Raw genomic sequence first — 16,215 nt, 5'->3', positions numbered from 1 at the left:
CATGAGCATCCTGGTCACCGGAGCTGCCGGCTTCATCGGCTTCCACGTCGCCCGCGAACTGCTCGCCGCTGGACATAACGTCGTCGGGCTCGACAGTCTCAACGATTACTACGATCCGGCGTTGAAACGTGCGCGGCTCGCGCTGTTGCAGGCCAACCCGCAGTTCGAATTTGTGCAGATCGACCTCGCCGACCGCGCGGCGACCGAGGCCCTGTTCGCGCGGGAAAAATTTCCGGTGGTGATCCATCTCGCGGCGCAGGCCGGGGTGCGCTACTCGCTCAGCCATCCGCACGCTTATGTGGACGCCAATCTGCAGGGCTTCGTCAACGTGCTGGAAGGCTGCCGGCATAATGATTGCGAACACCTGATCTATGCCTCGTCGTCGTCGGTGTACGGCGCCAACGCCAAATTGCCGTTTTCGGTCGCCGACCGCACCGATCATCCGGTCAGCCTCTATGCGGCGACCAAGAAGGCCAACGAGGTGATGGCGCACAGCTACAGCCATCTCTACCGGCTGCCGACCACCGGCTTGCGCTTCTTCACCATCTACGGGCCGTGGTATCGGCCCGACATGGCGCTGTTTCTGTTCGCCAAGGCGATCGTTGCCGGTCAGCCGATCAAGCTGTTCAATCACGGCAAGATGCGGCGCGACTTTACCTATATCGACGACGTCACCGCGGTGGTGTCGCGGCTGATCGAGCGCGTGCCGCAAGCCGGAACAGAAGCCTTCGGCACCGCGCCGGCGAAGATCTACAACGTCGGCAACCATCATCCGGAAGACTTGATGCGGGTGGTGGCGCTGCTGGAGCAGGAGCTCGGCCGCGAAGCCAAGAAGGACATGCTGCCGATGCAGCCCGGCGACGTTCCGGAAACGTTCGCCGATGTGACAGATCTGATTCGCGACGTCGGTTTCAGTCCGGCCACCGCGATTGAGGACGGCATCCGGAATTTCGTCGCCTGGTATCGGTATCACTACCAGGTGTGACGCCTGCAGGGTGAAACCCCGCACGATTGGGTTGTAATTTGCGCGGGTTCCCGCATGTAATCATTTGAATCAAAACGTGTATGATAACAATTGGGCGGCATTCGCCAGTTTCCGGGCGACGTGCTAGGACGGCGCAGGGTTCTATGGAACCGACCACATTAGTTCGAGGCTTGATATGATTTCCCGCGAATTCGACTTGGGCAAGGAACGCGCATTGCGCGTCGGCGTCGTCGGCGCTGGCGTGATGGGCACCAATCACGGCCGGGTGCTGGCCGGCTTGCCCGGTATCGTGCTGGTTGGAATCGTCGATCCGCTGCCCGATCATCGCGACCGCGCCAGTGAGCTGATCGGCTGTCCGACGTTCGCAACGCTCGATGAATTGTTGGACGCCGGCGTCGATGCCGTGACCATCGCAGCACCCACCCATCTGCATCATGATGTCGCCATCGCCTGCATCGATCGCGGCATTCACGTGCTGGTCGAGAAGCCGGTGGCTTCCACGGTGCAGGAGGGCCGCGAGATCGTCGCCGCGGCGAAGCGCGCCGGCGTGACGCTGATGGTCGGCCACGTCGAGCGCTTCAATCCGGCCGTGGCCGCGATCAAGCAGGCGATCGAAGGCGAAGATATTCTGTCGATCGGCATCACCCGGGTCGGTCCGTTTCCGCCGCGGATGTCCAATGTCGGCGTGGTGATCGATCTCGCCGTCCACGACATCGACCTGATCCGCTGGTTCACCGAATCCGAAATCATCGACGTGCAGCCGCAACTCTCCAGCGCCATCGCCGAGCGTGAGGATATCGCGCTGTTGCAGTTCCGCACCGCGTCGGGCGTGCTGGCGCATATCAACACCAACTGGCTGACCCCGTTCAAGGCGCGCAACGTCACCATCGCCACCCGCGGCAAATACGTGCAGGGCGACCTGTTGACCCGCCAGGTCACCGAATGCTTCGGCTTCCAGCCCGACGGCAGCTACTCGATGCGGCATCTGCCGGTCGGCCACGACGAGCCGTTGCGCGCCGAACTGATCGCCTTCGTCGACTCGGTTCGCAGCGGCGGGCCTGCCGCGGTGACCGGCGAGGAGGGCGTTGCCAGCCTCGAAATCGCGATCAAATGCCTGGAGTCGCGCGCCGTGCCTGCCGCGGCGACGTTCCGCAAGGCGCCGCGCCGCGCCGCCGGTTAGCGGATCGCAAGCAACGCGCGCGCCGCCGTCCTGCACACCGATGCGCCGGCGCGCGATCATTCCACACCAATCGCAGCAAGGCGCCATGAATCAGCATATCCGACCAGACCCCGTGGCTTTCATCGACATCGGCGCACAGCGCCGCCGGCTCGGCTCCGCGATCGACGAGGCGGTCGGACGGGTGCTGACGCATTGCCAGTTCGTCAGCGGCCCGGAAGTCACCAAGCTCGAGACCGAGCTCGCCGCCTACACCGGCGCCAAGCACGTCATCAGCTGCGCCAGCGGCACCGATGCGCTGCTGATGGTGCTGTTGGCGCAGGGCGTCGGCCCCGGCGACGCGGTGTTCTGCCCCTCGTTCACCTTCTGCGCCACCGGCGAGGCCGCGGCGCTGACCGGCGCATCGCCGCTGTTCGTCGACGTCGATCCGGTCACCTTCAACATGGACGCCGGCTCGCTGAAGCGCGGCATCGCCACCGCGAAACGGCTCGGTTTGACACCGAAGGCGATCATCCCGGTCGATCTGTTCGGCCAGCCCGCCGACCATGACGCGATCGCCGCGGTCGCCGCGGCCGAAGGCCTGTTCGTGCTCGACGACGCCGCGCAGGGCTTCGGCGCCACCTACCAGGGCAAGCGGATCGGCACGCTGGCGCTCGCCACCGCGACCAGCTTCTTCCCCGCCAAGCCGCTCGGCTGCTACGGCGACGGCGGCGCGATCTTCACCGACGACGACGCGCTCGCCGAGCGCTTGCGCAGCATCCGGGTGCACGGCCAGGGCTCCGACAAATACGACAACGTCCGGCTCGGTCTCACCGGCCGGCTCGACACCATCCAGGCCGCGGTGCTGCTCGAGAAGCTGAAGATCTTCGACGACGAGATCGCCGCCCGCAACAAGGTCGCCGAGCGCTACGCGCAGAGCCTCGGCAACCTCGTCACCGTGCCGCGCGTCGCCGAGGGCAATCACTCGATCTGGGCCTGCTACACCATCCGGCTCCCGAACGGCACCGACCGCGACGGCTTCGCCGCCAGCCTGAAGGCGCAGGGCGTGCCGAGCGCGGTGTATTATGTGAAATCCATGCATATGCAGACGGCTTACGCGAACTATCCGGTCGCCGACGGCGGCCTGCCGGTGTGCGAGGAACTGTCCGCCGACGTCATCAGCCTGCCGGTGCACGCCTATCTTGACGCTGCGACCCAGGACCGGGTGATCGCCGCGGTGCGCGACGCGCTGGCGTAGCTCTCTTCACCTCTCCCCGCTTGCGGGGAGAGGGAGAGCGCCCCGCGCGCTGTGGCGCACGGCGTCGCTCGGCATTCCGCCGTCATCCTCCGCGAAAGCGGAGGACCCAGTATTCCAGAGCGCTTGTGATCAAAGCGAGGCTGCGGCGTACTGGGTCGCCCGCTTTCGCGGGCGATGACAGCATTGCGTGACGATATCGCGTGCCCCATAACCAAATCCCGGTTTTGCATCCCGCGCCGATGCTGTAGAAGCGGCTGATGCTCAGGCGTATCTTCACCGTCGGCGGCTTTACCCTGTTGTCGCGGCTCACCGGCTTTGCGCGCGACATCATGCTGGCGGCGATCCTCGGCGCCGGGCCGATCGCCGACGCGTTTTTCGTGGCGCTGCGGCTGCCCAATCATTTTCGCGCGATCTTCGCCGAGGGCGCCTTTAACGCCGCTTTCGTCCCGGCCTATGCGCACGTCCGCGGCGACCATGGCGAGAGTTCGGCGCGGCTGTTCGCCGACCGCATCTTCACCCTGCTGTTCGCCTCGCAACTTGTGCTGCTCGTCATCGCTTTGTTCTTCATGCCGCAGATGATGAGCATCCTGGCGCCGGGGTTCTCCGACGATCCGGCGCAGCGTCAACTTGCGATCGAGCTGACCCGGATCACCTTTCCCTATCTGCTGCTGATCACCTTGGTGACGCTGTATGGCGGCATGCTCAACGTGATGCAGCGCTTTGCCTCCGCTGCTGCGGCATCGATCTTCCTCAACATCTCGATGATGGCGACGCTGGCGCTGGCCGCGTTCTTTCCCAGCGCCGGCCACGCCGCCGCCTGGGGCGTGCTGATCTCCGGGTTCCTGCAATATGTCCTGCTGGCCGGCGATCTGTCGCGCCATGGCGGGCTGCCGCGCTTTGCGCCGCTGAAGCTCGATCAAGACGTCCGCGGTTTCTTCCGCGCGCTGGGTCCGGCGACGCTGGGCTCGATGGGCACGCAGGTCGCGCTGTTCGCCGACACCATCATCGCCACCTTCCTGCCGGCCGGCGCGCTGTCGGCCTTGTACTACGCCGACCGGCTCAATCAGCTGCCGATCGGGGTGATCGGCATCGCGATCGGCACCGTGCTGCTGCCGGAAATGTCGCGGCAACTGACCTCGGGCGACGACGTCGCCGCCAAGGCGTCGCAGCGCCGCGCCTTCGAATTCACGCTGTTGTTCTCGGTGCCGTTCGTGGCCGCGTTCCTGACCGTGCCGGACGTCATCATGCGGGCGATGTTTGCGCGCGGCGCCTTTACCAAGGCCGACGCCGCCGAGGCCGGCGCGACGCTCGCCGCCTATGCCATTGCTCTCGTGCCGTTCGTGCTGATCCGCAGCGCGGTGGCGCCGTTCTACGCCCGCAAGGACACCGCAACGCCGATGAAGGCGGCGTTGACCGGGATCGCGGTCAACGTCGCGCTGAAGGTGGCGCTGGTCGGCGCCTTGGCGCAGGTCGGCCTCGCGCTCGCCACCGCGGTCGGCGCCTGGATCAATCTGTTGCTGGTGATCGGCTTTGCGGTGCGCGCCGGCTATCTGGAGATCGACCGCGCGCTGACGCTGGCGATCGGCAAATTCATAGCCGTCGGCGTCGTGCTCGGGGCCGCGCTGTGGGCGACCGCGCGGTATGCTGCGCCGTATCTGGCGCAGCTCAGCGCGTTGCGCGACGAGACGGCGCTGGCGCTGTTGATCGGCGTCGGCGCGCTGGTCTATGGCGCGGCGATCCTGCTGTTGTTCGGCACCCGCTGGCTGCGCGCGCTGCTGCGCGGCTGACGGATTTGGCCGCGGCTATTTCAGATTGCCGAGCACCATGGTGGCGGCGTCCATGTAGACCTTGACCACTGGGGCGACAAAGCGGTGCGCCTTGGTCTTCGACACCAGCGTGTCGTGCAGCACCAGATGATCGATCCCGGTGGTGAGGAAGCAGATCATGGCGTCGCGCGGCGTCTCGACGATCGGCTCGCCCTTGACGTTGAACGAGGTGTTGACCAGCACCGGCACGCCGGTCAGCGCCTCGAAGGCTTTCAGCAGCCGATACAGCTTCGGGTTGGTCGCCTCGGCCACGGTCTGGATCCGCGCGGTGCCGTCGACGTGGACGATCGCCGGGATCTTGTCGCGCCATTCCGGCCGCACCGATTTCGCCATCAGCATGAACGGGGAATCCCCCTTGCCCTCGAAGATCTCGTCGGCGCGTTCCTCCAGCACGATCGGCGCGAACGGCCGGAACGGCTGGCGATGCTTGACCCGGCTGTTGAGGATGTCCTTCATCTCCGGACGGCGCGGATCGGCAATCAGGCTGCGGTTGCCGAGCGCGCGCGGGCCGAATTCCGAACCGCCCTGGAACCAGCCGATCACCTTCTGCTCGGCGAGCAGTTGCGCGGTGACGGCGCAGATGTCGTCGTGGCGCACCGCCTCGGTCTGCGCCCGCACCATCACCCGCTTGGTCGCGGCTTCGATCTCGGCGTCGGGGTAGGTCTTGCCGATATAGGAGTGCTTCATCTCGAAGCTGCGCGGCTTGCCCTGCAGCGCGTGCAGGCCGTAATAGGCGCAGCCGATGGCGATGCCGTCGTCGCCGGCGGCGGGCTGGATCCAGACATTGTCGAAGCCGGCCTCGCGCGCCAGCCGGCCGTTGGCGACGCAGTTCAGCGCCACGCCGCCGGCGATCACCAGGTTCTTGGCGCCGGTGGTTTCGCGCAGCCAGCGCGCGCGTGCCAGCAGCACCTTCTCGGTGTCGTCCTGCACCCGCCAGGCGAGATCTTCCCAATGCCGCATCGACGGGCTTGCTTCCCACTTGCCGGGACGGTCCACCACATAGGGCTGGTTCAATTCGGCGGTCCAGCGCGGTACGCTCAGCACGTTGTCTTCGATCTGCAGCAGCGGCTTGACCTGATCGCGGCGGCCATAGGGCGCCAACCCCATCAGCTCGCCGCACTTGTTCCAGTCTCCGAAGATGTAGGTCGAGGCCCGGCTGTACAGCGCGCCGAGCCCCGGCATGTTGTAGAATTCGTCGCTGAAGAAGCCGCGGTCCGGCTCCATCCAGACCTTCTTGACGCAGTCGAGTTGCGTGCCGTTAAACGTGTAGTAGCTTTCCGACTCGCGCGCCAAGGGTGTGGCGATGTCCGACGCCGGAAACGGCTCCATCACGTCGGAGCGATAGCTGCCGACGCCGTCGACGATCATGATCGCGCCCTCGTCGAACGGCGACACCGCGAACGCGCTGTAGGCGTGCGCCAGATGGTGCGAGATGGTCACCACCTTGTCGGAACTGGCGCGGTACCACGGATGCGCCGCGGCCTCGGCCCGTTCGTATTCCGGCAGGAACCCCGGCATGTCCTGATAGGCGAGGCGCTCCTCCATCTCCGGAACCGGCAGGATGTAGCAGTTGCGCACCACCAAATCGATGTCGTCGCGCGTGATGCCCTCCGCGGACAGGCAATAGTCGATCGCCTCCTTATAGAAGCCGCTGGCGTGCTTTTCGCGGGTGATGCGTTCCTTGGCGATGCCGACCGCGATCTCGCCGTCGCGCAACAGGCAGGCGCTGACGTCGTGATCATAGGTGTTGAGGCCGAGGATGTAGTTGTGCTGCTTTGCCATGAACCGTCTTCTGAGAAAGAGCCGCGGCAGCCAAGTACCATATCGCTGCAGGGCAGGGGAGGGCGCGACGAACACCGCCGTCGCGTTGCTTATAGCGCGCCGGGCGCAACGCTCTAACCAATCTTTGGTTGCCAAGCTTCTTTAGTCGGTCCGGCACGCGCAAGGGTTCGCGTATCGCGAAATCTTTTCGCCGCATTCGTCATGCTGCATAGCACAGCGAGTTGCAGCGCAGCTCGTTCCACCTGTTCTCAACTGTCTGAACGAACGTTCATATCTAATCCAAGCTTGACCATCCGAGCGGCTTGATCTTAGTCTCTCGGTGAGGCCAAAGACACACCAAGGCTGATTTGGAATGCACTGACGGACGGCCTGTCTCGAGCCTTGACGTTGGGGACGACGACCACGGTTCCAGTGCTCGACCGGAGATTTTAACAATGGCTCAGAACGTCCCGCGCAGCATCCTAGCTCGCTGCCTCGCAGCGATCGCGCTCGTCGGCATTTATTGTGTCAGCATCGTCGGTACCTCGGCGGTTTTGCTGACGGCCAGCACCAGCACGGCTTCCGCCCAACGCGGCCGCGGTGGTGGTGGTCGCGGCGGCGGCGGCTTCCGCGGCGGTGGCTTCCGTGGCGGCGGCTTCCGTGGCGGTGGTCGTGGCTGGGGTCGTGGCCGAGGCTTCGGCTTCTACGGCGCGCCGATCGTCCGGCCGGGCTGTTACTTCAGCCGCCGCTGGGGCCGGGTGATCTGCCCCTATTGATGATGCTGGCCTGATCGCCGCACGGCGATCCGCCGAAAAGAGACTGTAAACGGGTGTGCCGGCGCTGCTGGCACGCCCGTTTTGCTGGGCGCTATTCGCTTGCTTGCTGGGCGCCTCTCGCTCGGCCCCGGGCTGCTCGGCGAATGCGGTTTGCGCCGCCTGCCGATCCGCTGCATGATGGATCAAAACGCCTTGCAGCGAACCGGAGGAACCATGGCTCCCATCAAATTCGGCGTCGGCCACAGCGTGCGTCGCAAGGAAGACGACGCGCTGGTGCGCGGCAAGGGCCGCTACACCGACGACCACGCGCCGCAGGCCACCGCTTATGCGCTGATGCTGCGTTCGCCGCACGCCCACGCCACCTTCACCATCGATGCCGCGCGTGCCCGCGGCCTGCCCGGCGTGCTGAGCATCCTGACCGGGGACGACGTCAAGGAGCTCGGCGGTCTGCCCTGCCTGTTCAACCTGCCGGACAATCCGTTCAAGGCGCCGGACTATCCGATCCTCGCACGCGGCGAAGTGCGCCACGTCGGCGACGCGGTCGCGTTCGTGGTCGCGGAGACGCTGCCGCAGGCCCGCGACGCGCTCGAGGCGATCGAGGTGGAGTGGACGCCGCTGCCCGCCGTGGTCGGCGTGGTCAACGCGGTGAAGTCGGACGCGCCGCAGGTCTGGCCGCAATTTCCCGGCAACGTGCTGTTCGACGTGCCGATCGGCGACAAGGCCGCGACCGACGCGGTGTTCGCCAAGGCCCATGCCATCGCCGAGATCAATATCGTCAATCCGCGCATCATCACCAACTACATGGAGACCCGCGCGGTGGTCGCCGAATACGACGCCAAGCGCGATCACCTGACGCTGACCATCGGCAGCCAGGGCAGCCATCGGCTGCGCGACATCCTGTGCCAGACCGTGCTGAAGATTCCGGTCACGCAGATGCGGGTGATCTGCCCCGACGTCGGCGGCGGCTTCGGCACCAAGCTGTTTCCGTATCGCGAATACGCGCTCGCCGCATACGCTGCGCGAAAACTGCGCCGCGGCGTGAAATGGGCCGCTGACCGCGCCGATCATTTCGTCGGCGACGCGCAGGGCCGCGACAACGTCACTAAGGCGCGGATGGCGCTTGCCGAGGACGGCAAGTTCCTCGCCATGGACGTCGACCTGATCGGCGACATGGGCGCGTATCTGTCGACCTTCGGCCCCTACATTCCATTCGGCGGCGCCGGCATGTTGCCGGGCCTCTACGACATCAAGACGTTTCACTGCCGGGTGCGTACCGTGTTCAGCAACACCGTGCCTGTCGACGCCTATCGCGGCGCCGGGCGCCCGGAGGCCGCCTATGTGATCGAGCGGCTGGTCGATGCCGCGGCGCGCAAGCTTGGCATGACCCCCGACGCCATCCGCCGCAAGAATTTCATCCCGCCGCGCGCGATGCCCTACACCACCGCGACCGGCAAGGTTTACGATTCCGGCGACTTCGCCGCGCATCTGAAGCGCGCGATGGAAGTCGGCGAGTGGAAGGAATTTCCGAAGCGCGCCAGGGCCGCCAAAAAGCAGGGGCTGGTGCGCGGCATCGGGCTCGCCTCCTATGTCGAAGTCTGCGGCACGATGGGCGAGGAGACCGCCCATCTGCGGCTCGATCCCAATGGCGACGTCACCATCCTGATCGGCACGCAATCCAGCGGGCAGGGCCACCAGACCGCCTATGCGCAGCTCGTCTCAGAGCAGTTCGGCCTGGCGCCGGAGCGCGTCCATATCGTGCAGGGCGACACCGACCAGATCGCCACCGGGCTCGGCACCGGCGGCTCGGCGTCGATTCCGTCGGGCGGCGTCGCGGTCGAACGCGCCACCGCCAAGCTCGGCGCGAACTTACGCGAGATCGCCGCCGACGCGCTGGAGGCCGGCGCCGCCGACCTCGAGATCAGCGACGGCACGGTGCGGGTCGCCGGCACTGACCGTTCGATTTCTTTCGCCGAGCTCGCGAAGCGCGAGGGCGTCGACCCGGCCAAGCTCGCCACCAGCGACAAGTTCTCCAGCGCCGACGGCACCTATCCGAACGGCACGCATCTGGTCGAGGTCGAGATCGATCCCGCCACGGGCAAGATCCAAATCGTCAACTACGTCATCGTCGACGATTTCGGCGTTACTCTCAATCCGCTGCTGCTCGCCGGCCAGGTGCATGGCGGCACCATGCAGGGCATCGGCCAGGCGTTGATGGAGCAGGCGGTGTACGATCCGCAGGACGGCCAGTTGGTCACCGGGTCGTTCATGGACTACGCGCTGCCGCGCGCCGCCGACGGCGCGCCGATCAGCTTCGAAACCCACAACGTGCCCTGCAAGACCAATCCGCTGGGCGTCAAGGGCGCGGGGGAAGCCGGCGCGATCGGTTCGTGCCCGGCGGTGGTCAATGCCATCATCGACGGGTTGTGGCGGGACTATCATATCGATTCGATCGACATGCCGGCGACCCCGGAGCGGGTGTGGATGGCGATCCGCGAACACGCGCGGCAGCATCGGCTGTAGTTCGCGGTCACGCACGATTGAACGGGCTCGTCACCACAATGGTACGATCATGGGGTGACAAGGGATGGCGCGCGCATTTCGCCGCAGCGCGGGGCGTTACGCGATGCGATAGCGTCGCGTCGGGAATTGTTCGATCGCAGATCGGACGTCAGCAGGGAGCGAATGAATGTTACGAGCCGCTATCGTGATCGGGAGCCTGGTGCTCGGCGCCAGCGTAGTCGTCGCGCAGCAGGATCTTGTCAATCAGACCCAGACGCTGATGAAGGGCAACGGCAAGAATCTCGCCACCGTGCTGGCGCCGATCGCAAAGGGCGAGAAGCCCTACGATCAGGCCGCGGTCGATGCGGCGCTGGCGCAGTTCGAAGACACCGCCAAGAAACTGCCGACGCTGTTTCCCGCCAGCGTCAAGGGCCTGAAGCCGGCCGACAGCGACTACTCGTCGTCGCCGAAGATCTGGGAGAACCGCGCCGACTTCGACGCCCATATCGCCAGCTTCGCCAAGGCGGTCGCCGACGCCAAGGCCAAGATCAAGGATCTCGACACGCTGAAGGTCTCGGTTCAGGCGCTCGGGAAGGAATGCGGCGGCTGCCACGAAACGTTCCGGCTGAAGAACACTTAAAACGTAAAACGCCTGCCCCCTCCAGGCCGTCATCGCGGGACGCCGGTTGCGTCGGCGTGATGACGGCCTGAGATCGGATTGCCGAGACGGAATGACAGTGCGGAAATCAATCGTTCGCGGCGCGCTTGCGATCGCACTCATCGGTATCGCGGCGTTCTGGTGGCTGACCATTCCGGCGACGCTGCCGGCGGACGCGTTGCCGCCACGCAGCGCTGATCTTGCCAACGGCCAGACCGTGTTCAATGCCGGCGGCTGCGCGTCGTGCCATGCCACGCCCGGCCAGCCGGATCGCAACCTGCTCGGCGGCGGGCTGGCGATCCCCTCGCCATTCGGCACCTTCCACGTGCCCAATATCTCGCCGGATCCCACCGACGGCATCGGCGGCTGGAGCGAGGCCGATTTTGCCACCGCGGTGCTGAAAGGCACCTCGCCGGCGGGCGCGCATTATTATCCGGCGTTTCCCTACGGCTCCTACCAGCGCGTCCGGCTCGACGACGTGCGCGACCTGTTCGGCTATCTGAAGACGCTGCCGGCGGTCGCCGGCAAGGCGCCGGGACATGAGCTGCCGTTCCCGTTCAACATCCGCCGCGCCGTCGGGATCTGGAAAGCGCTGTTCCTCGACGGCCAACCGTTCGCGCCGGATCCGGCGCGATCGGCGCAGTGGAATCGCGGCGCCTATCTGGTCAACGGGCTCGGCCATTGCGCCGAATGCCACAGCCCGCGGAATGTCTTGGGTGGCATCGTCGCGGCGCAGCGCTTCGCCGGCGGCCCCAATCCGGAAGGCCAGGGCTTCGTGCCGAACATCACCCAGAAGGGCCTCGCCGCGTGGAGCGACAAGGACATCGGCTATTTCCTCGAGACCGGGCAGACCCCGGAGGGCGACACCGCCGGTGGCTCGATGGCGCGCGTGATCCGCAACACCTCGCAACTGAGCGCCGAGGATCGCGCGGCGATGGCGGTCTATCTGAAATCGCTGCCGCCCGTCGACGGCCCACCGCGACCGCCGCGGACCAAGAAGGACTAAGCCGGACGAGCGCCAAGACTGAGCTTTGCCGCGCGGCTGCATGGAACGCAAAGCTCCGCCGTCATCCGCAGAGCTGCCTGAATATTCAATCGCGCTGTCTACGCCGGTGGCGTCTGGAAAATTCGCCAACCTCTCCGCGTCATGGCCGCGCTCGTCCCGGCCATCCACGCCCACGAGCGACGCGCTGGCTGTTTCCGTGAATGGCCGGGACGAGTCCGGCGATGACCTGGTGAGCGAAGTGCCCTATCGGCTTCGCGGCATTACGACTATTTCCCCCCGAACGCCTTGAAGGTGATGATGGTGTGGGTGTCCTGGATGCCGGGGATCACCTGGACCTTTTCGGCGATGAAGTGGCCGATGTCGGTGTCGCGATCGACGTAGAATTTCACCAGCAAATCGTAATCGCCCGCGGTGGAATAGATCTCCGATGCGATCTCGGCTTCGGCGAGCGCGTTGGCGACCGCATAGGATTGGCCGAGCTGGCATTTGAACTGAACAAAGAAGGGAATCATCGAGGTCTCTCCGGGGGCGTGACGCCGGCGCATCAAGCCAAAATCCGCCCGCCCTGGCAAGCGAGCTTGCCGCCGCAAAGCCGGCAGGATACGACCCGACTTGTCCTTGATGCCACAGTGTCGCAATGAGCCCACCATGACCCAGCCGATCGCCCTCACCATTGCCGGTTCCGACAGTAGCGGCGGCGCCGGCATTCAGGCCGATCTCAAGACCTTTGCGGCGCTCGGCGTCTACGGCGCCTCGGTGATCGCCGCCTTGACGGCGCAGAACACCAAGGGGGTGACCGCGGTGCACGACGTGCCGGCGGATTTCATCACCGCCCAGATCAACGCGGTGTTCGACGACCTCGACGTCAAGGCGGTGAAGATCGGCATGGTGTCGCAGCGCGCCGCGATCGAGGCGATCGTCGTCGCGCTGGCGCGCTGGTCGCCGCGCCTGGTGGTGCTCGACCCGGTGATGGTCGCGACCTCCGGCGACCACCTGCTGGCGCCGGACGCGGTCGACGCGCTGCGCAGCCTGTTGCTGCCGCGGGCGCAGATCATCACGCCGAACCTGCCGGAGGCCGCGGCGTTGCTCGGCGAGCCGGTTGCCAGCAGCGTCGGCGAGATCGAAGGCCAGGGCCGGCGCTTATTGGCGCTGGGCTGCGGCGCGGTGCTGATCAAGGGCGGCCACGGCCAGGGGCCGTCGAGCACCGATTATCTGGTGACCGCCAAAGGAACCCTGGCGCTGCCGGCGCCGCGGATCGCCACCCAGAACACCCACGGCACCGGCTGCTCGTTGTCCTCGGCGATCGCCGCGGAACTCGCCAAGGGCGCCGATCTGCACACCGCGGTGCGCACCGCCAAGGCTTGGGTGAGCGCAGCAATCGCCGCCGCCGGCCGGCTGCAGGTCGGTCACGGCCACGGCCCGATCCACCACTTCCACGCTTTCGACTAGAGGATGACGATTCTTCGAATCGTCATCCTCTAGCTTTTTGATTGAGCATGATCTTTGCCGAAAACCGGGATCCACTTTTCGGGATCATGCTCTCGGCGTTATCCACCGAATTGCTGAGCTGTCCGGCGGCGGCAACGGGCCCGGCGCCGCTCCATGTCGTCTGCGCGTCGCACTCGGCTGCTATCCCAAAAATCGTGGAAATGAACTTCGATTCGACAACAGATCTTTGGAAATGATGACTCCCGACCTCGACAAATCCATCGTTGAACACGCCTATGCCCGCTGGGCCCCGATCTATGACGCGATCTGCGGGCCGGTGATGTTGAAGGGTCGTCGCGCCGCGGCGGCCGAGGCGCGCTCACTCGGCGGCAAGATCCTGGAGGTCGGCGTCGGCACCGGGCTGTCGTTCGACGATTACGACCACACCACCGAAATTACCGGCATCGATCTGTGTGAACCGATGCTGGAAAAGGCCCGCGCCAAGATGGCGACCGGGCGATATCCGTGGGTCAAGGGCGTCCAGGTGATGGACGCGCATCGCATGGCGTTTCCCGACGCGACCTTCGATTGCGTGGTCGCGCAGTTCGTCATCACGCTGGTGGCGAACCCCGAGCAGGTGCTGTCGGAGTGCCACCGCGTGGTCAAGCCGGGCGGCCGCATCATCCTGGTCAACCATTTGTATTCCGAGGTCGGCGTCGCCGCCGCGGTGGAACGCTGGACCGCGCAGCGCACCCGCGGGCTCGGCCTGCGCCCGGAATTTCCGTTCGCCCGGCTGCAGGCCTGGGCGCAGTCCAACAAGGACGCCATTCTGGTCGAGCGGCGCAAGATCGCGCCATTCGGCATCTACACGCTGGTATGTTTTGAACGGACGCCTGCGCCGCTGGCGGCGTGAGCGTCATCCCGCTGCCGACCGCGGCAGCAGCTGCAGATGGGACGTGACGCCATGAGCGACCAGGGTCCGGAACGGCGATTTCGCACCTTATTCATCTCCGATGTCCATCTCGGCGCGCGGGGCTGCCAAGCCGCCAAACTGCTGGATTTCTTCCGGGTCCACGATGCCGACACCATCTATCTGGTCGGCGACATCGTCGACGGCTGGGCGTTGAAATCGAGCTGGTACTGGCCGCAGTCGCACAACGACTTCGTGCAGAAGTTGCTGCGCAAGGCGCGCAAGGGTGCCCGCATCATCTACGTGCCGGGCAATCACGACGAATTCCTGCGCAACTACTACGGCACGCATTTCGGCGGCATCGAGGTGGTGGAGAGCGCGGTGCACGAGGGCGCCGACGGCCGGCGCTATCTGGTGATCCACGGCGACATGTTCGACCTCGTGGTGCAGAACGCGCGCTGGCTCGCCCATCTCGGCGACAAGGCCTACGACTTCGCCATCAAGATGAACCGGCTGGTCAACGCGTTCCGGCGGTTCTTCGGAGTGCCGTATTGGTCGTTGTCGAAATGGGCCAAGCTGAAGGTCAAGAACGCCGTCAACTACATCGGCGCGTTCGAGGAGACGCTGGCCGGCGAGGCCAAGCGCCACGGCGCCGACGGCGTGATCTGCGGCCACATCCACACCGCGGCGATCCGCGACGATCACGGCGTGCGCTACATGAATTGCGGCGACTGGGTCGAAAGCTGCACCGCACTTGCGGAAAACGAAGACGGCCGTTTCGAAATCATCACTTGGACGCATGAGACCTCGACGCGGGCATTGCTCGCGCCGCCGGTCGCGGCGCGCGCCGCCTGAATGCGTATTCTGATTGCAACCGATGCCTGGCATCCGCAGGTCAACGGCGTGGTCCGCACGCTGACGATGATGGCCGAGGCGGCCAAGTCGCTCGGCGTCGAGGTTTGCTTCATCACCCCGCAATCGTTCCGCACCGTCGGGCTGCCGAGCTATCCCGATCTGCGGGTCGCCTTGCCGGGCCCGAGCAAGATCGCGCGGCTGATCGGCGAGGCGCACGCCGACTTCATCCACATCGCCACCGAAGGCCCGATCGGCATCGCGGTGCGGCGCTATTGCCGCAAGCGCGGCCTGCGCTTCACCACCAGCTTCCATACCCGTTTTCCGGAATACATCTCGGCGCGGTTTCCGATCCCGGAATCCTGGATCTGGGCCTGGCTGCGCCGCTTCCATGGATTGAGCCAAGCCGTGATGGCGGCAACGCCGGCGCTCGCCGACGAATTGCGCGGCCGCGGCTTTCGCAACGTGGTGCTGTGGCCGCGCGGCGTCGATACCAAGCTGTTCCATCCGCGCACGGTGTCCTCGGATCTGCCGCGGCCGTTGTTTCTCTGCGTCGGCCGGGTTGCGGTGGAAAAGAACCTCGAAGCGTTTCTCGATCTGAAATTGCCGGGCACCAAGGTGGTGGTCGGCGACGGTCCGGCGCGCGCGGCCTTGCAGCGCAGCTACCCCGAGGCGGTGTTTCTCGGCGCCTTGCAGGGCGAAGCTCTGGCGCAGGCCTATGCGATGGCCGACGTGTTCGTGTTTCCCAGCAAGACCGACACCTTCGGACTGGTGATCCTGGAAGCGCTGGCCAGCGGCGTGCCGGTTGCGGCGTTCCCGGTGACCGGGCCGCGCGACGTGATCGGTTCGGCGCCGGTCGGGGCGCTGAACAACGACCTGCGCGCCGCCTGCCTCTCGGCGCTGCAATTGTCGCGACAGGCCTGCCAGGAGTTCGCGTTGACGCAGACTTGGGAAGCTTCGGCCGCCGCCTTCATCGACAACGTCGCCACCGCGCAACTGATGGAGAGCAGTCGTGCGGCGCGGGCCTGGCGGCGTCCGCAGATCTCGGCGTGATGTTGCAACGCGATTGAGACTTGCTCGCGCGCGGCGCGGCGCGTTAG

Annotated in this window: 15 protein-coding genes; 13 read left to right on the top strand and 2 right to left on the bottom strand. The window is 65.8% G+C overall.

Annotated features, from left to right (window positions below; genetic code table 11):
• Position 1: 1 nt before the first annotated feature.
• The 4 genes from HNR60_RS11620 to murJ all read left to right on the top strand — a co-directional run bounded on the left by HNR60_RS11620 (position 2) and on the right by murJ (position 5,186).
• A complete protein-coding gene (locus tag HNR60_RS11620; protein WP_184257568.1) occupies positions 2 to 985 on the top strand; it encodes an NAD-dependent epimerase in 984 nt (327 codons plus the stop codon).
• Between the two features lie 175 nt (positions 986 to 1,160).
• Positions 1,161 to 2,165, top strand: a complete 1,005-nt coding sequence (locus HNR60_RS11615; RefSeq protein WP_184257566.1) for a Gfo/Idh/MocA family protein — start codon at positions 1,161 to 1,163, stop codon at positions 2,163 to 2,165.
• A gap of 85 nt (positions 2,166 to 2,250) precedes the next feature.
• A complete protein-coding gene (locus tag HNR60_RS11610; protein ID WP_184257564.1) occupies positions 2,251 to 3,399 on the top strand; it encodes a DegT/DnrJ/EryC1/StrS family aminotransferase in 1,149 nt (382 codons plus the stop codon).
• A 257-nt stretch (positions 3,400 to 3,656) separates the two neighbouring features.
• Entirely contained in the window at positions 3,657 to 5,186 is a 1,530-nt protein-coding gene (gene murJ, locus HNR60_RS11605; RefSeq protein WP_184257562.1) for a murein biosynthesis integral membrane protein MurJ, read from the top strand.
• A 15-nt stretch (positions 5,187 to 5,201) separates the two neighbouring features.
• Here murJ and HNR60_RS11600 read toward each other — a convergent pair whose 3' ends face one another.
• Entirely contained in the window at positions 5,202 to 7,007 is a 1,806-nt protein-coding gene (locus HNR60_RS11600; RefSeq protein ID WP_184257560.1) for a carbamoyltransferase family protein, read from the bottom strand.
• A gap of 434 nt (positions 7,008 to 7,441) precedes the next feature.
• Between HNR60_RS11600 and HNR60_RS11595 the strand changes: the two genes are divergently transcribed.
• From HNR60_RS11595 to HNR60_RS11580, 4 genes are all read left to right on the top strand, one after another.
• Positions 7,442 to 7,762 (top strand): hypothetical protein, encoded by a 321-nt coding sequence (locus HNR60_RS11595; protein WP_184257558.1) that lies wholly within the window; start codon positions 7,442 to 7,444, stop codon positions 7,760 to 7,762.
• A gap of 213 nt (positions 7,763 to 7,975) precedes the next feature.
• Positions 7,976 to 10,282, top strand: coding sequence for a xanthine dehydrogenase family protein molybdopterin-binding subunit (locus HNR60_RS11590; protein WP_184257556.1), 2,307 nt, complete (start codon positions 7,976 to 7,978; stop codon positions 10,280 to 10,282).
• A gap of 166 nt (positions 10,283 to 10,448) precedes the next feature.
• Entirely contained in the window at positions 10,449 to 10,901 is a 453-nt protein-coding gene (locus tag HNR60_RS11585) for a c-type cytochrome (RefSeq protein WP_184257554.1), read from the top strand.
• A 91-nt stretch (positions 10,902 to 10,992) separates the two neighbouring features.
• Entirely contained in the window at positions 10,993 to 11,925 is a 933-nt protein-coding gene (locus tag HNR60_RS11580; protein ID WP_184257553.1) for a cytochrome c, read from the top strand.
• A gap of 266 nt (positions 11,926 to 12,191) precedes the next feature.
• Here HNR60_RS11580 and HNR60_RS11575 read toward each other — a convergent pair whose 3' ends face one another.
• Entirely contained in the window at positions 12,192 to 12,437 is a 246-nt protein-coding gene (locus tag HNR60_RS11575) for an Lrp/AsnC ligand binding domain-containing protein (RefSeq protein ID WP_184257551.1), read from the bottom strand.
• Positions 12,438 to 12,573: 136 nt separating this feature from the next.
• Between HNR60_RS11575 and thiD the strand changes: the two genes are divergently transcribed.
• The 5 genes from thiD to HNR60_RS11550 are packed head-to-tail and all read left to right on the top strand — an operon-like array spanning position 12,574 to position 16,168.
• Positions 12,574 to 13,374, top strand: a complete 801-nt coding sequence (gene thiD / locus HNR60_RS11570; RefSeq protein ID WP_184257549.1) for a bifunctional hydroxymethylpyrimidine kinase/phosphomethylpyrimidine kinase — start codon at positions 12,574 to 12,576, stop codon at positions 13,372 to 13,374.
• 47 nt (positions 13,375 to 13,421) lie between these two features.
• Positions 13,422 to 13,610, top strand: coding sequence for a hypothetical protein (locus HNR60_RS11565; protein WP_184257547.1), 189 nt, complete (start codon positions 13,422 to 13,424; stop codon positions 13,608 to 13,610).
• Complete coding sequence (locus HNR60_RS11560) at positions 13,610 to 14,266, top strand: class I SAM-dependent methyltransferase (RefSeq protein ID WP_184257609.1); 657 nt, start codon at positions 13,610 to 13,612, stop codon at positions 14,264 to 14,266. The genes HNR60_RS11565 and HNR60_RS11560 overlap by 1 nt, the downstream gene beginning before the upstream one ends.
• 51 nt (positions 14,267 to 14,317) lie before the next feature.
• Positions 14,318 to 15,118, top strand: a complete 801-nt coding sequence (locus HNR60_RS11555; RefSeq protein ID WP_184257607.1) for a UDP-2,3-diacylglucosamine diphosphatase — start codon at positions 14,318 to 14,320, stop codon at positions 15,116 to 15,118.
• On the top strand, positions 15,119 to 16,168 hold the full coding sequence (locus HNR60_RS11550) for a glycosyltransferase family 4 protein (protein WP_184257545.1): 1,050 nt from the start codon (positions 15,119 to 15,121) through the stop codon (positions 16,166 to 16,168).
• The last annotated feature ends 47 nt before the right edge of the window (positions 16,169 to 16,215 follow it).

Origin of the sequence: Rhodopseudomonas rhenobacensis (assembly GCF_014203125.1) — a bacterium.
Taxonomy (GTDB): Bacteria; Pseudomonadota; Alphaproteobacteria; order Rhizobiales; family Xanthobacteraceae; genus Rhodopseudomonas_A; species Rhodopseudomonas_A rhenobacensis.
The sequence above is the reverse complement of the archived record's forward strand: the minus strand, read 5'-3'. Positions and strand labels throughout refer to the sequence as shown.

Excerpts from the sequence above, each read along its gene's own strand:
- HNR60_RS11600 (WP_184257560.1), bottom strand. The coding sequence starts at position 7,007 with ATGGCAAAGCAGCACAACTACATCCTCGGCCTCAACACCTATGATCAC.
- HNR60_RS11615 (WP_184257566.1), top strand. The coding sequence starts at position 1,161 with ATGATTTCCCGCGAATTCGACTTGGGCAAGGAACGCGCATTGCGCGTC.
- HNR60_RS11590 (WP_184257556.1), top strand. The coding sequence starts at position 7,976 with ATGGCTCCCATCAAATTCGGCGTCGGCCACAGCGTGCGTCGCAAGGAA.
- HNR60_RS11610 (WP_184257564.1), top strand. The coding sequence starts at position 2,251 with ATGAATCAGCATATCCGACCAGACCCCGTGGCTTTCATCGACATCGGC.
- HNR60_RS11560 (WP_184257609.1), top strand. The coding sequence starts at position 13,610 with ATGACTCCCGACCTCGACAAATCCATCGTTGAACACGCCTATGCCCGC.
- HNR60_RS11595 (WP_184257558.1), top strand. The coding sequence starts at position 7,442 with ATGGCTCAGAACGTCCCGCGCAGCATCCTAGCTCGCTGCCTCGCAGCG.
- HNR60_RS11620 (WP_184257568.1), top strand. The coding sequence starts at position 2 with ATGAGCATCCTGGTCACCGGAGCTGCCGGCTTCATCGGCTTCCACGTC.
- HNR60_RS11575 (WP_184257551.1), bottom strand. The coding sequence starts at position 12,437 with ATGATTCCCTTCTTTGTTCAGTTCAAATGCCAGCTCGGCCAATCCTAT.
- murJ (WP_184257562.1), top strand. The coding sequence starts at position 3,657 with ATGCTCAGGCGTATCTTCACCGTCGGCGGCTTTACCCTGTTGTCGCGG.
- HNR60_RS11555 (WP_184257607.1), top strand. The coding sequence starts at position 14,318 with ATGAGCGACCAGGGTCCGGAACGGCGATTTCGCACCTTATTCATCTCC.
- HNR60_RS11550 (WP_184257545.1), top strand. The coding sequence starts at position 15,119 with ATGCGTATTCTGATTGCAACCGATGCCTGGCATCCGCAGGTCAACGGC.
- HNR60_RS11565 (WP_184257547.1), top strand. The coding sequence starts at position 13,422 with ATGATCTTTGCCGAAAACCGGGATCCACTTTTCGGGATCATGCTCTCG.
- thiD (WP_184257549.1), top strand. The coding sequence starts at position 12,574 with ATGACCCAGCCGATCGCCCTCACCATTGCCGGTTCCGACAGTAGCGGC.
- HNR60_RS11585 (WP_184257554.1), top strand. The coding sequence starts at position 10,449 with ATGTTACGAGCCGCTATCGTGATCGGGAGCCTGGTGCTCGGCGCCAGC.
- HNR60_RS11580 (WP_184257553.1), top strand. The coding sequence starts at position 10,993 with ATGACAGTGCGGAAATCAATCGTTCGCGGCGCGCTTGCGATCGCACTC.